Source organism: Micromonospora sp. NPDC000121 (genome assembly GCF_042899165.1).
GTDB lineage: Bacteria > Actinomycetota > Actinomycetes > Mycobacteriales > Micromonosporaceae > Micromonospora.
In genome coordinates, this window is sequence record NZ_JBIAZP010000015.1 from 88,385 (window position 1) to 101,000 (window position 12,616).

General features: G+C 70.3%; 10 protein-coding genes. All 10 read right to left on the bottom strand.

What is annotated here, in order from left to right:
- The gene (gene araB, locus ACFY23_RS29615) at positions 1-1,677 is read right to left on the bottom strand and encodes a ribulokinase (protein ID WP_350677566.1); all 1,677 of its coding nucleotides are present in this window, start codon (positions 1,675-1,677) and stop codon (positions 1-3) included.
- The gene (locus ACFY23_RS29620) at positions 1,677-2,696 is read right to left on the bottom strand and encodes a LacI family DNA-binding transcriptional regulator (RefSeq protein WP_350677569.1); all 1,020 of its coding nucleotides are present in this window, start codon (positions 2,694-2,696) and stop codon (positions 1,677-1,679) included. The genes araB and ACFY23_RS29620 overlap by 1 nt, the downstream gene beginning before the upstream one ends.
- Positions 2,693-3,703 (bottom strand): galactofuranose ABC transporter, permease protein YjfF, encoded by a 1,011-nt coding sequence (gene yjfF / locus ACFY23_RS29625; protein ID WP_350677572.1) that lies wholly within the window; start codon positions 3,701-3,703, stop codon positions 2,693-2,695. Before yjfF ends, ACFY23_RS29620 begins: the two co-directional genes overlap by 4 nt.
- Positions 3,700-4,806 (bottom strand): ABC transporter permease, encoded by a 1,107-nt coding sequence (locus ACFY23_RS29630; protein WP_350677574.1) that lies wholly within the window; start codon positions 4,804-4,806, stop codon positions 3,700-3,702. Before ACFY23_RS29630 ends, yjfF begins: the two co-directional genes overlap by 4 nt.
- Positions 4,803-6,368 carry a sugar ABC transporter ATP-binding protein gene (locus ACFY23_RS29635; protein WP_350677577.1) on the bottom strand — a complete coding sequence of 522 codons (1,566 nt, stop codon included), beginning with the start codon at positions 6,366-6,368 and terminating at the stop codon, positions 4,803-4,805. The genes ACFY23_RS29630 and ACFY23_RS29635 overlap by 4 nt, the downstream gene beginning before the upstream one ends.
- Positions 6,369-6,484: 116 nt before the next feature.
- Positions 6,485-7,465 (bottom strand): ABC transporter substrate-binding protein, encoded by a 981-nt coding sequence (locus ACFY23_RS29640; protein ID WP_350677580.1) that lies wholly within the window; start codon positions 7,463-7,465, stop codon positions 6,485-6,487.
- Between the two features lie 723 nt (positions 7,466-8,188).
- Entirely contained in the window at positions 8,189-9,334 is a 1,146-nt protein-coding gene (locus tag ACFY23_RS29645) for a hypothetical protein (protein WP_350819457.1), read from the bottom strand.
- 603 nt (positions 9,335-9,937) lie between these two features.
- Positions 9,938-10,402, bottom strand: a complete 465-nt coding sequence (locus ACFY23_RS29650) for a hypothetical protein (RefSeq protein WP_350677585.1) — start codon at positions 10,400-10,402, stop codon at positions 9,938-9,940.
- Between the two features lie 276 nt (positions 10,403-10,678).
- Entirely contained in the window at positions 10,679-11,347 is a 669-nt protein-coding gene (locus ACFY23_RS29655) for a response regulator transcription factor (RefSeq protein WP_350677587.1), read from the bottom strand.
- Positions 11,344-12,546 carry a histidine kinase gene (locus ACFY23_RS29660; RefSeq protein WP_350677590.1) on the bottom strand — a complete coding sequence of 401 codons (1,203 nt, stop codon included), beginning with the start codon at positions 12,544-12,546 and terminating at the stop codon, positions 11,344-11,346. The genes ACFY23_RS29655 and ACFY23_RS29660 overlap by 4 nt, the downstream gene beginning before the upstream one ends.
- Positions 12,547-12,616: the final 70 nt, after the last annotated feature.

Sequence of the window (12,616 nt, forward strand, 5' to 3'; positions counted from 1 at the left end):
TCAGCTCTCCTCCCGGCCGGTGGCGGCCATCGCGGAACGGCGGATCTCCTTGAGCCGCTTCATGACCGGGTTCGCGCCCCGGCCGAAGTAGTCGTGGAGCGCCAGGTACTCGGCGAACAGCGCGTCGTAGGCCGCCGCCCGCTCCTCGTCGGGCACGTACGCCGCCCGGGTGACCCGCCCCATCGCCTTGGCGGCGGTCGTGATGCCGGGATAGGCGCCGGCGGCGACCGCGGCGTGGATCGCCGAGCCGAGAGCGGGGCCCTGCTCGGAGCCGAGGACCGACAGCGGCATCCGGGTCACGTCGGCGTAGATCTGCATGAGCAGGCGGTTCTTGGCCAGGCCGCCGGCGACGATGAGCTCGGAGACCGGCACGCCACTGTCACGGAACGTCTCGAGGATGACCCTGGTGCCGTAGGCGGTGGCCTCGAGCAGCGCCCGGTAGGTGTCCTCCGGGCGGGTCGCCAGGGTCTGCCCGACGACGACTCCGGACAGTTCGTGGTCGACGAGGACCGACCGGTTGCCGCTGTGCCAGTCGAGCGCGACGAGCCCGTGCTCGCCCACCGCCTGGCCGGCCGCCCGCTCGGTGAGCAGCTCGTGCACCGAGATGCCGCGCCTGTTCGCCTCGGCCTCGTACGCCGCGGGCACGCCGGTGCGGGTGAACCAGCCGAAGATGTCGCCCACCCCCGACTGGCCGGCCTCGTAGCCCCAGAGCCCGGGGATGATCCCGCCGTCCACGACGCCACACATGCCCGGCACCTCCCGCAGGACGGTGCTCGACATGACGTGGCAGGTGGAGGTGCCCATGATCGCCACCATCTGGCCGGGCTCGGTGGCCTGGGCGGCGGGCGCGGTGACGTGGGCGTCGACGTTGCCGACGGCCACCGCGATGCCCTCGGGCAGGCCTGTCCAGGCGGCCGCCTGCGCCGTGAGGCGACCGGCGGCCTCGCCGAGCTGGCCGATGGGGTGCTGGAGCTTGTCGGCGACGAAGCGCGCGAAGCCGGGGTTGAGCGCGGCGAGGAACTCCGCCGTCGGATACGTCCCGTCCTGGAGGATGCCCTTGTAGCCGGCGGTGCAGGCGTTGCGGGTGTACGTGCCGCACAGCTGCCACACGATCCAGTCCGCGGCCTCCACCCAGCGCTCGGTCGCGGCGTACACCTCGGGGTCCTCCTCGAGGACCTGGAGCGCCTTGGCGAACTCCCACTCGGAGGAGATGAGACCGCCGTAGCGGGGCAGCCACGCCTCCCCGCGCCGGCGGGCCAGCTCGTTGATGCGGTCGGCCTGTCCCTGTGCGGCGTGGTGCTTCCACAGCTTGACGTAGGCGTGCGGCCGGTCCGCGTACGCCGGCAGCTCGCACAGGGGGGTGCCGTCGGCCGTGGTGGGGAGCACCGTGCAGGCCGTGAAGTCGGTGGCGATGCCGATGACGTCGGCGGGGTCGATCCCCGCCGCCCGTACCGCCCGCGGCACCGCCACCCGGAGGACCTCGCGGTAGTCCTGGGGCACCTGCAGTGCCCACTCCGGCGGCAGCGCCTCGCCGGTGGGCAGGGCGTCGGTGACCACGGCGTGGGGGTACTCGTGCACGGCCGACCCGACCTCGGCGCCGTCGGAGACCCGGACCACGAGGGCCCGGCCCGACAGCGTGCCGAAGTCGATGCCCACCACGTACTTGTCGTTGCTCATCAGCCGGTCCTTGTCGGTGGCGCGGTGCTTCCACGCACCACGAGCTTGGGGTTGACCAACGGCGACGGGTGGAGCTCCTCGCCCTTGATCGCCTGCGTGACGACCTCGATCGCCCGTCGACCGACGGCGTCGAAGTCCTGCTGAATCGTGGTCAGCGGCGGGATGAGGTAGGCGGCTTCGGGGACGTCGTCGAACCCGACAACGGAGATGTCCTGCGGCACCCTCCGGCCGCACTCGTGCAGCGCGCGGAGCACGCCGATCGCCATCTGGTCGTTGGCCGCGAACACCGCGGTGGTCTCGGGCATCTCGTTGATCCGCAGTCCGGCGGCGTACCCGCTCCGCGAGCTCCAGTCGCCGGGGACCGGCTCGGCCGCGCGCAGGCCCGCCGCCCGCATCGCCACGCGCCAGCCCTCGACCCGGGCGCGAGCCTCCGCCCAGTTGAGCGGGCCGCTCACGTGCACGATCTCGCGGTGCCCGAGCTCCAGGAGGTGCTCGGTGGCCATCCGGGCGCCGAGCACCTGGTCCACCCCGACCGTGCGGGACGCCTTCGACAGGTCCCCCTCCACCACGACGAAGGGGACCTGGGAGCGCTGCGTACGCACCACCTCGAGCGCCTCGTCGTGCCCGGCGATCATGACGATGCCTTCCACGCCGACGCGCATGAGGTGTTCGGTGGCGTCGCTGAGGGCCCGCCGCGTCACCTCCGACAGGCTCACCGAGGTGGCGAAGTACCCGGCGGCGCGCGCCGCGTCCTCGACGGTCCGGTGGATGCTGGTCGGACCGAACAGGGTCCGGGCCGTGCCGATGATGCCGATGATGCCGGAGCGTCCCCGCACCAGCGCGCGAGCGGCCGTGTTGGGGCGGTAGCCCAGCCGTTCGATGGCCTGGAGCACGCGCTCCCGCGTCTCCGGCTTGATGCTGGGCGACCCGTTGATCACCCGCGACACCGTCTGGTGCGACACGCCCGCGAGGCGAGCGACGTCGGCCATCACCGGCGCCTTGGCGGCTGCCGTGGTCACGGCTGCCTCCGCATGAAGACCCGCTGCATCACGATGAAGAGGAGCAGCAGCGTTCCGATCGCGATTTTCGTCCACCATGAGCTCAGCGTGCCCTGAAACGAGATCAAGGTCTGGATGACACCCAGGACGAGAACCCCGAGCAGCGAGCCGAGGACGTAACCGACGCCGCCGGAGAGCAGCGTGCCGCCGATGACGACGGAGGCGATGGCGTCCAGTTCCATGCCGACGGCGTGCAGGCCGTAGCCGGAGAGCATGTAGAGGGCGAAGAGGAGGCCGGCGATCGCCGAGCAGAGCCCGCTGATGACGTAGACGCCGACCTTGACCCTGGCGACCGGCAGGCCCATCAGCATGGCCGAGTTCTCGTTGCCGCCGACCGCGTAGGCCGTACGTCCGAACCGGGTGCGGTGCAGAGCCCAGGCGGCCACCGCCACGATGGCCAGGGCGATCACCACGCTCCAGGTGATCGAGACGTCGTCGGACAGCGGGATAGCGGTGGTGGCGAAGGTGCGGAAGGTCGGGTCCTTGATCGAGATCGACTCCACGCCGACGACGAAGCACAGCCCCCGGGCGAGGAACATGCCGGCGAGCGTGACGACGAACGGCTGGATCTCGAAGTAGTGGATGACCAGGCCCATGAGCAGGCCGAGCGTCGACCCCATGGCCAGCACCAGCAGCACCACGAGCGGCGCCGGAAGCCCCGCCTGCAGGCCGGCCGCGGCGACCATGGTCGACAGCGCCACGACCGCGCCGACCGACAGGTCGATGCCCCCGGTGACGATGACGAACGTCATCCCGACGGCCAGGACGATGAGGAACGCGTTGTCGATGAACAGGTTTGCCACGACCTGACCGGACATGAATCCGTCGTAGCGGGCGGTGCCGACCCCGAAGAGGAGCACGAAGAGCACGAACGTGGCGATCACCGGGACGACGCGGCCGGGAACCGACCCGCGACCCGCGAGCGTGAGCGGGGCCCTGCCCTTGACGGGCGTTGCTGAGGTCGTCATGGCTGGGCCACCTTCTCCACCATCGCTGCGGTCGGGGTCTGCGTGTGCGGTCGGGCCGCGGGCTCGGCGTCGGGATCCGGCGGCGCGTGCCGTCGCCGGGTGCGGCGCAGCAGGGCGGCCCGCGCCTTGGGCGCCTGCAGGAGGCACACGGCGATGACGACGACGGCCTTGAAGACGAGCGTGATCTCGGGCGCGATGCCCATGCTGTAGACCGTCGTGGTGAGCGTCTGGATGATCAGCGCGCCGAGCAGGGTCCCGGTGAGGCTGTAGCGGCCGCCGGCCAGGGAGGTGCCACCGATCACCACGGCCAGGATGGCGTCCATCTCGATCCAGAGGCCCGCGTTGTTGGCGTCGGCGGCGCTGACGTTCGAGCTGATCATCAGTCCCGCGACGCCCGCGCAGATGGCGGCGAACACGTAGACGGTCCACCGGATGGTGCGCGCGCGCAGGCCGGCCAGCCGGCTGGCCTCGGGGTTGATGCCGACGGACTCGATGAGCAGGCCGAGCGCGGTCCTTCTGGTCACGAGGGCGACGAGCGCGAACACGGCGATGGCGATGAGGATCGAGACGGGCAGCACCAGGAAGCCGGCGCCGACCGTGCGGAACGTCGGGTTGCGCACGGTGATGATCTGGCCGTCGGTGATGAGCATGGCGATGCCCCGCCCGGCCGTCATGAGGACGAGCGTCGCGATGATCGGCTGGATGCCGAGGGCGGCGACGAGGAAACCGTTCCACAGGCCGAGGACTGCGCACAGCGCCAGCGCGACGCCCATGCCGGTCAGGGCGGCCCCGGCGCTGGTGGGGTCGCCGGCCCCGGCGATGTAGGAGCAGGTGACGGCGCCGGAGATGGCGACGATCGCGCCGACCGAGAGGTCGATCCCCCGCGTGGCGATGACCAGGCACATGCCGAGCGCGATCAGCATGGTCGGCGCGCCGTTCTTGAGGATGTCGACGAGGCTGCCGTAGAGGTGGCCGTCCTGGAACCGCAGGGCCAGGAACGACGGGCGTACGACGGCGTTGGCCGCCAGCAGCGCCACGAGGGCGACCAGGGGCCACAGCAGCCCGCTGCTGCGGAACCGGTCCAGCGGGCGCGTGGAGGTCATGCCGCCACCGCCTCGGAGCGCTCGTCCACGTGGGCGATGAGCCGCATGATGTCGTCCACGGTCGCGTGCTGGTCGAGCTCGGCGATCTTGGCTCGGTCCTTCATCACGACGACGCGGTGGCTCAGGCGCACGACCTCCTCGAGCTCGGCGGAGATGTAGACCACGGCCATGCCTTCCTGGGCCAGCTCGGCGACGAGCTTCTGGATCTGGGTCTTGGCCCCGATGTCGATGCCGCGGGTGGGCTCGTCGAGGATGAGCAGCTTCGGCTTGGTGACGAGCCAGCGGGCGAGCAGCACCTTCTGCTGGTTGCCACCGGACAGCTTCCCGACGAGCGCGTCGGGGTTCGCCGGCCTGATGTCCAGCGCTCTGATCCACTTCTCGACCAGTTGGTCCTTGACCTTGCGAGGGATGGGCCGGGCCCAGCCGTTGGCGGCCTGCATGGCCAGGATCAGGTTGTCCCGGACGCTGAGGTCGGCCACCACTCCCTCGCCCTTGCGGTCCTCGGAGCAGAAGGCGATCCCGGCGGCGATGGCGGCGCGGGGATTGCGCAGGTGCACCGCCTTGCCGTCGACGGTCACCTGGCCGCTGTCCGGGCGGTCCGCCCCGAAGAGCAGCCGCGCGAGCTCGGTGCGACCGGAGCCGAGGAGTCCGGCCAGGCCCACCACCTCACCGCGGTTGATCTGCAGGTCGAACGGCGCGACGGAGCCCTTGCGGCCGACTCCGGTGGCTTGCAGCACGGGGACGGAGGAGGCCTCCTCGCCGGCCTGGCCGGCGAGCCGCTCGACCTCCGCCAGCGCCCCGAGTTCCCGTCCGATCATGAGGGAGACCAACTCGAGACGGCTGAGTTCGGCGGTGCGATGCTCCCCCACCAGCCGGCCGTTGCGCAGCACCGTCATCCGGTCGGAGATCTCGTAGACCTGCTCGAGGAAGTGCGACACGAAGAGGATGGCGACGCCCCGGTCCCGCAGGACGCGCATGATGCGGAAGAGTTCGGCGACCTCGTCCTGGTCGAGGCTGGAGGTCGGCTCGTCGAGGATGAGGACCTTGGCGTCCACGGCGACGGCGCGGGCGATCGCCACGAGCTGTTGGATGGCGATGGGGTGCTCGGCGAGGACGGAGCCGGGGTCGATCTGGAGTCCCATGTCCGCGAGCAGCTCGGCGGCGCGGGCCCGGGTCGCCCTGCCATCGATGGCGCCGAACCGCCGCGGCTCACGGCCGAGCAGGATGTTCTCGGCCACCGTGAGGTTGGGGCAGAGGTTGACCTCCTGGTAGACGGTGCTGATCCCGGAGTCCTGGGCCTCGGCGGGGCCGGAGAACGACACCTCCCGCCCCTGCAGGGTGGTGACGCCGGCGGTCGGGGTGTAGACGCCGGTCAGCGCCTTGATGAGCGTCGACTTGCCGGCGCCGTTCTCCCCCATGAGGGCGTGCACCTCGCCGGGGAACAGGCGGAAGTCCACCTCCTGCAGGGCCTTCACCCCCGGGAACTCCACCGAGATCCCGCGCATCTGCACGAGCGCGGCCGGTTCGGCCACACGCGGTGCCTGCTTCGCGTCCACCGACATGGTGGTCCTCCATCACGTGCTACGAGCCTTGACCGGCTGGGGGGCCGGACTCCGGGGTTGCGCCCCCGCCATCCGCGGGGTGGCGGGGGCGCCGGTGGGCGGAGCTTCGCCCGCTCTCAGTACTGGCGGTTGGGCAGCTCGGTCTTCGCCTGCTCCTGGGTGAACGTCGTCTCCTCCGTCACCACGCGCGGGGGCACCTGCTCGCCGTCGACGACCTTCTTGGCGAGATCCATCAGCTGGGGGCCGAGGAGCGGATTGCACTCGACGATGAAGTTGATCTTGCCGTCGGCGAGCGCCTGCATCCCGTCGCGCACCGCGTCGACCGTGATGATCTTGATATCGACGCCCGGCTTCTTGCCGGCCGCCTCGATGGCCTCGATGGCGCCCAGGCCCATGTCGTCGTTGTGCGCGTACACCACGTCGATCTTCGGGTTGGACTTGAGGAAGGCCTCCATCACCTGCTTGCCGCCGGAGCGGGTGAAGTCGCCGGTCTGGGAGGCGACGACCTTGATCTGCGGGGCCGCCTTGATGACCTCGGCGAAGCCCTCCTTGCGGTCGATGGCGGGCGCGGCGCCGGTCGTGCCCTGCAACTCGACGACGTTGACCTCGCTCTTGCCCGCGGACTCCTTGACCAGCCACTCACCGGCCTTCTTGCCCTCCTCGACGAAGTCGGACCCGAGGAAGGTCTTGTAGAGCGAGGTGTCCTGCGAGTCCACCGCACGGTCGGTGAGGATCACGGGAATGTTGGCGCGCTTGGCCTCGAGGAGCACGGCGTCCCAGCCGGTCTCGACGACGGGGCTGAAGGCGATGACATCCACCTTCTGCTGGATGTAGCTGCGGATCGCCTTGATCTGGTTCTCCTGCTTCTGCTGGGCGTCGGAGAACTTGAGGTCGATGCCGGCCTCCTTGGCCGACTCCTGGATGGACTTCGTGTTGGCGGTACGCCAGCCGGACTCGGCACCGACCTGGGCGAAGCCCATGGTGATGGTGTCGTTGCCGGCTCCGCCGCCGCCCGACGCGGACGAGTCACCGCCGCATCCCGCCAGACCGACGGCCAGCGCCACGCCGGCGACGACCGCGAGGAACTTCTTCGACATTGGACCTTCCTCCAACTTTCTGACGCCTTGGTGGGCCCCTCCCGTGCGGCCGGCTCCCGGCTCTGCCGCTGGCAGCCAATGCCCATCTGGCGGAGAAGTGTGAGCGTTAACATCAGTGGGTGTCAACCCCCGGTGTCCTGTTTGTCAACGGAAGATTTCGTTGCAGGTAGGAGTGTTGACACGATCGGAGGTCGTGCGTATGTTAGCGCTCACTATCGGGCATGTTAACGCTCACTTTGCAGGCCGAACGCCTGCCTGTGGGAGCAGCTTCTCCAGACAACACCCGGCGACACCTCGCGTCCCGATGCCCGGCCCCGGCCGAGTCACCAGGAGGAAGCCCGCGATGGCCCTGTCCCACCCCCCATACCGTCCGCGGGGGCGGACGGCGGCACACGTACCCGCACCTCATCCCGGTCGCCGCCCAGCGCGACCACCGCCTCGGCCCCCTGTGGGGCGACCGGCGGTCAGCGTGCCGGTCTTGTCCATCAGCAGGCGGGCCCGGCCCAGCAGCTCCAGTGCCCCCCTCACGGACCAGCACCCCTTGCCGGGCCACCTGGAACAGGCCCGGATGGCGCGGGCGATGTCGCCCTCGCCGACCTGGCGTTCCCGCCGCACCCGGTCACCGCCTAGGTCCACGCCGCCTACCGGCGTCACCTCGGCCTCATGCCGTTCCCAGCCCTGCCCAGGCCCGAGTGGACCTGGCCCAGCCCGTGACGGGCGCCGTCAGCGACGGCGGGCGTACGCGGCCAGCCGCTCACTGACCGGACTGACCCGCGGTCGCGGCACCCGCCGGAGGTGCTCCGGCTTGTATGCGCGCAGAAGTTCCTCGCCGTCGCGGGTCCAGTCGAAACGCGGCTTCTTCAACAGCCGCCGGAACACCACACTGGCCCGCTCGGGATCACGGGCGGCCAGCCGACGCAGCACCAACGGGCCGACGCTGTCGTCCTGCAGGTACGCCAGCGTGTGCTTCCGGTAGCGGCGGCGGCGCAGCAGGTCCGGATCCACGAACGCCGCCTCCACCAACGCAAACTCGGCGTAGAAACTCAACCCGTCGACCTCGTCGTAGATCATCGCCACCGTCTCCGCGTCCACGACATCCGGCGGCAACTCGCACACCGGCGCCTCGTCCCCGGCCACGCGGAAGGGCGGGGCGCCAGACACCTCCGTGCGGCAGAACGCGTGGAAGTCGGCCATCCGATCGACGACCTGATCGCCGGCCACCACCACCAGGTCGCTGCCGAAGAACCGCACGAACCGGTCCCGATCCTGACGTTGCAACTCCCACGCCTGGGCCAGCTTCTCCGGGTTCCGGTACACCGCCTCCGGCGCACGCAGAGACATCTCCAACGCCATCTCGTACGCGACGTCACGCTCCTGTGCCCGCCACACACTCATCGGGCCACTGATCATCCACTCTTCGCCCACCGCCACCAGGCGAGCAAGCAGAAAGGAGCGACGCGGTGACCGCCGGAACACCGACGGCCCCATGTTGGAACGCACTCGGTAGGTCAACTCATCCACGAGATTCACCACGACCAGCGCCGCCCCATCGCGCCCCTGCACCTCGAACGGCCCCTGCACCACGTCCCGCCACCCGAGCAGCATCTGACGCTCCGGCTCGGACAACTCCGGGTGCGCGGCGATGAACTGCTCCACCACCGTCCGACCGTTACGCAGCCGGTGCTCAAGGACAAAGTAGTCCCACAGGATCATCAAAGCGTGCTCATCGATTGGTACGTGCCCGTCGTGCTGGTCCGCCAGTACATCGTCGAACGCCCGGTCATACCGTCGCTGCTGCGAGAACGCCACCAACTGCTGCTTCAGCTCGCCCGCACGACTCCACAGATCATCATCAACACCGCTCAGCACGGCGCGTTCATACCACGACGCAACCGCCGGATCCGGCACCTATCCGCCCGTCAGCTCACCCACCACAACGCGCAGGCGCCAGTCGCCAGCTCTGCCGTGCAGCAGGATCGTCGAACCGCCCGACCAAGCGACGGCCAGCAGCAGCTACAGCATTTGACGCGGAATCATGGAAGGACTGGCCCGGTTCGTCGACGACCGACGCGTAACTGCAGGTCGAAGCACGCGGCAGCTGACGAGCCGAAAACGGATGCGCTGCTCGCGCAGCACTGGCAGAGGTCATCCGTTACCGGATGTTACCGCCGTCGCCTGGGAGACGGCCACGCCGTAGCCGAGGACTGGCCCAACCCCCATCTCCATCGTCGCCGTGCCCACGGCCGAGGCCAGATTGATGACTAAGCGAACCTCCGGCGGCAGTGCCGGCGACGATCAGGTCCTTCGCGACATCGTGGGCGCTCAGGTACGTTAGCCCGCCAGCCGCAACGGCGACCAGGAGGGTGAGCAGGAAGATCAGGGCGAACCCACCACTTTGGCCGTGACCCCTCGCCTGCAGGTTGGGCGCCTCGTCCGGCGCGGTCCGCGCGCATCCGCTTCCTCGGACGACTGTCAGTTGTCAGCCGCCCAGAAGCGGACCCGGAAGCGTTCGGCGTCGATGATGGGGATGGGGTGGCCTGGTTGGGCGCTGATCCGGCGCAGTTCGGCGCGGCCGGTGACACTGACCTGAGCGTGGTAGTGGCCCGGCGGCCCAAGGGTCAGGATCGGACTGGCTTGGAACTCCAACATGCCGGAGACGTGCACGGTGCCGTCGCTCAGTGCCAGGGTCACCTGCTGCCGCGCGTCCACGGCTTGGCCGTCGTCGGGTGGGGCAGCGGCCCACGACTCGAGCACGACCCGGGCCCGGTGATAGGAATCCGACGCGCTCATCAGGTACAGGATGTCGTCGCCGGCGGAGCAGAGCGGCATCTCGCCGGAGAAGGGGTCATCCAGAAAATCGGCGGCCGCGCCTGCCACGATGATGAAGCCGTGCTCTGGCGGTAGCAGCACCTCGACAGAGCCCAGTGGTCCAGTCATCGCACCTCATGGTAGTTGCGGGGCCGGACGGTCGCTGGCCCCGCAGTCATCGGTTTCTCGTCAGTAGTGGATCTCGACCGTCCGGAGGTCATGGCCGTCGGGCCGAACTCATCGAGGTCGTAGCTGCTCGGCCTGTTGTCGTAGACGATCTGGTCGTTCGTCGCTGGATGAGTGAGCGGGGCGCGTACGCCGACACGCGGCAGATCCGGATACAGTCTGGGCTCAGTTACGAGGGCTGCAACCTTCGCCGGCTCGGGCCTGCCGCGCGGGATCGGGTCAGTCCTCTGGCGAACCGGGACTAACCAGGCCCGTCTCGTAGGCGACCACCACTGCCTGAACCCGATCGCGCAGATTGAGTTTGGCGAGGATCCGGGCGACGTGAGTTTTCACGGTCGCCTCGGACAGGTGTAGCGCGGCCGCGAGTTCGGCGTTGCTCAGGCCGCCGGCCAGCAGGCGCAGGACCTCCGTCTCGCGCCGGGTCAGCGTGGCCAGGTCCCGGTGCAGCGTCGCCGTCTGCGGATCACGGCGGGCGAAGCGTCGCACCAGGCGGCGGGTGATGGCAGGCGCGAGCAGCGCGTCACCGTCCTGGACCATGCGCACGGCCGCAACCAGATGCTCCGGAGTCACGTCCTTGAGCAGAAATCCGCTGGCCCCGGCCGCGAGTGCGGCGTAGACGTACTGGTCCAGGTCGAACGTGGTGAGGATGACAACCCGCGGCGCTCCGACGATCCCGGTGAGAATGCGGCGGGTGGCCTCGAGACCGTCGAGCTCGGGCATGCGTACGTCCATGAGCACGACGTCGGGCCTGGTGCGCCGGACCGCGTCGACCGCCTCTGCGCCCGTTGCGGCCTCGGCCACCACGTCCACTCCGCCGGCCGTCAGGATCATGCGGAACCCGGTGCGAACCAGCGCCTGGTCATCGGCGACCACCACCCGCACCGTCATGCCGCCTCCCACGGGATCAGGGCCTCGACCTGGTAGCCGGCGCCTGGCCGGGCCCCGACGCGCAACGTCCCGCCGTAGACGGCGAGCCGCTCCCGCAGCCCGATCAGGCCGCGCCCACCCGTCCCGCCGGTCGCGGCCGGGATCCCGGGCTCGGTGTTGCCGACCTCGATCCGCAAGGTCTCCGGCGAATACTCGACGACGACCGTGCCGGCGGCACCGGGCGCGTGCCGGACCATGTTGGTCAACGCTTCCTGCACCACCCGGTAGGCCGTCAGCCCGATGCCGGAGGTGACCGGTCGGCGCTCGCCCGAGATGGTCAGCCGCACCGGCACGCCGGCGTCCTGCATACGTTCGATCAGCTCTGGCAAGCCCTCGATCCCGGGCTGCGGATCCTCCGGGTCGTCCGGTGCGGACCCCGCCAACAGGCCCATCACGTGCCGCAGCTCGGTCAGCGCGGACCGGCCGGTCGACTCGACGGCGAGCAGCGCCTCCCGTGCCTGATCCGGCGCGGCGGCGAGCACCGTCCGGGCCGCGCCGGCCTGGATGACCATCACGCTCACGTGATGCGTCACGACGTCGTGCAGTTCGCGGGCGATGCGGGCCCGCTCACCGGCGACCGCGTCGCGCAGCGCCGCCTCGTGGGCGCGGGCCTCGGCAGTGAGCCGCTGCCGATCCTCACCCGCCCGGCGCCGCCACACGTGGTGACCGCCGGCGGCGGCGACCAGCGGGGCCAGCAGGACGAACGGCAGATAATCCGCGGCCACCGTGATCAGCATCAGCTCGCGCAAGACCATGGCAAGCAACGCGGCCACCGGAACGGACGCCAGCGCCGGCAGCCGGTACGGGCTGTGCGCCGCCGCGCTGTAGACGGCGACGAGGCAGGCCAGCACCACGCACGGATACAGGTTCGGCTGCCGGGCTCCGTCCGTCACCAGCACCAACGACGCGGCGGCCATCGTCGCCCAGAGCACCGCGAGCGGATACCGGCGGCGCAGCACCAGCGGCGCACACATGACGAAGACCAGCAGCAGCGCCCCGAGAACCGATCCCGGCTCCGCCGGCTGCACCTCCGGCGGGACCGTCAACAGCGGCGGCGGCAACGGCGGCGGCAACGGCGGCGGCGGGACCGCGGCATCGTCCGTCGCGGCCTGGAAGCACACGAGCCCGAGCGCACCCGCCAGCGCTCCGTCGAGCAGCATCGCCCGCCAGCCTGGCCTCGGCAGCGGTCCCGTCGCCACGATGCCTCTCACAGGGCCCATTCTCGCCGCC

What these genes read in the sequence shown, in the direction of transcription:
- araB (WP_350677566.1), bottom strand. Translation starts at nt 1,677, where the DNA reads ATGAGCAACGACAAGTACGTGGTGGGCATCGACTTCGGCACGCTGTCG.
- ACFY23_RS29655 (WP_350677587.1), bottom strand. Translation starts at nt 11,347, where the DNA reads ATGACGGTGCGGGTGGTGGTCGCCGATGACCAGGCGCTGGTTCGCACC.
- ACFY23_RS29660 (WP_350677590.1), bottom strand. Translation starts at nt 12,546, where the DNA reads ATGCTGCTCGACGGAGCGCTGGCGGGTGCGCTCGGGCTCGTGTGCTTC.
- ACFY23_RS29630 (WP_350677574.1), bottom strand. Translation starts at nt 4,806, where the DNA reads ATGACCTCCACGCGCCCGCTGGACCGGTTCCGCAGCAGCGGGCTGCTG.
- yjfF (WP_350677572.1), bottom strand. Translation starts at nt 3,703, where the DNA reads ATGACGACCTCAGCAACGCCCGTCAAGGGCAGGGCCCCGCTCACGCTC.
- ACFY23_RS29635 (WP_350677577.1), bottom strand. Translation starts at nt 6,368, where the DNA reads ATGTCGGTGGACGCGAAGCAGGCACCGCGTGTGGCCGAACCGGCCGCG.
- ACFY23_RS29650 (WP_350677585.1), bottom strand. Translation starts at nt 10,402, where the DNA reads ATGACTGGACCACTGGGCTCTGTCGAGGTGCTGCTACCGCCAGAGCAC.
- ACFY23_RS29640 (WP_350677580.1), bottom strand. Translation starts at nt 7,465, where the DNA reads ATGTCGAAGAAGTTCCTCGCGGTCGTCGCCGGCGTGGCGCTGGCCGTC.